Here is a 1,404-nt window from a genome sequence, read left to right on the forward strand (position 1 = left end):
TCGGCTTTGTATAAATAACCTATCAGAAGCCAAGCGAGCGCCATCATGATCACCACAAATGGTACGCCGAACACCATCCACTCCCCAAAGGTAATCAAGTTATCACCCACGAGGTATTTCAGAGCAATCGCGTTTGGTGGCGTACCGATTGGCGTACCAATACCACCGATGTTCGCAGCAACAGGAATACAAAGCGCGAATGCAATTCGCCCCGGGTCTTTAGGCCCAAACACGGCGATAACTGGCGTTAATATCGACAACATCATCGCGGTGGTCGCGGTATTCGACATAAACATCGAGAATATAGCGGTGATCAGCATCAGGCCTAACATGACAAATTTTGGGTTTTGCCCAAACGGCTTGAGCAACACCCTAGCGAGGTTCACATCCAAACGATATTTGGTTGCGGCCATTGCTAAGAAAAAACCACCTAAAAACAGCATGATGATTGGGCTTGCAAAGGTAGCCATGATTTCGTGATATTGCAGTAGTTCGCCAAAATGAGGCTGCCCTTCTTGTGTTCGAAACAAGACAATGCCTTTGTTCGAAATGAGCAATAACTCAAGCACGATGATCACCACCGACGTGGCATAAATCGGAATAGGCTCGAACACCCAACAGAGCGCAGCCAGCAAAAAGATCGCGATAACTCGCTGTTGGACGATGGTGATGCCGTCAAAAGGAAACGCTGACAAAGGCATCAGCCAAATAAGTAACGGAATCACCGTTGGGATGATGTATTTGAGATATGGGCGCATAGTACTACTACTCTTCCTGAGTTGGTTGGCCATGACATTAGGCATTTCGAGCCACATTCAGTCATCTTTCTATCAATCTGATTTTTATGAACAACTTTGCGGTTGTGAGATAGAAACATACCTGTTTGATAACTCTGAGTAGAGATTATGTACACTGTTTTGAAACGAAATTTTGGTCTTAGATCAATGAACTGGAATTCACATCAGAAAACATCTCTTATCTGTGTCCAAGCTCACTAATTACGCGATAGATACTTCTTCATCACATAATTAGTTAAGTGTTGCCCTCTCACTTCAACTTCTTGATGTTTAATCACTTTAAACCCCATCCGTTCAAAGAACGGACGAGCAGTGATACTGACCTCTGAGTACAAATACGGTAACGCTAATGACTCCGCTTGAGAGAAAATATGAGCCATCAATGCGCGGCCAACACCTGTCCTTTGATGCCGATGATGACAAAAGAAATGGTCAATGAAACCATCTGGCTGTAAGTCCGCGTAACCGACAATCTCACCTTCAATTTCGGCAATAAATGGGGTAATGGTGTCCATCCTTGCTTGCCAAGTTTGTCGTTCAAAATCATCGGGAGCCCAAGCTTTCACTTGATCTGTTTGGTAATCGCGGCAGTTTACTTCTCGAACCG

The 1,404-nt window shown here is 44.7% G+C and carries 2 protein-coding genes; both read right to left on the minus strand.

Features of this window, described 5'->3' with window-relative positions; all coding sequences use genetic code 11:
- Positions 1 to 758: SLC13 family permease (locus R8269_RS24405; RefSeq protein ID WP_318222798.1), on the minus strand; the 758-nt coding region annotated here is incomplete at its 3' end.
- Positions 759 to 994: 236 nt separating this feature from the next.
- Positions 995 to 1,404: GNAT family N-acetyltransferase (locus R8269_RS24410; protein ID WP_318222799.1), on the minus strand; the 410-nt coding region annotated here is incomplete at its 5' end.

The organism is Vibrio sp. Vb0667, assembly GCF_033391095.1.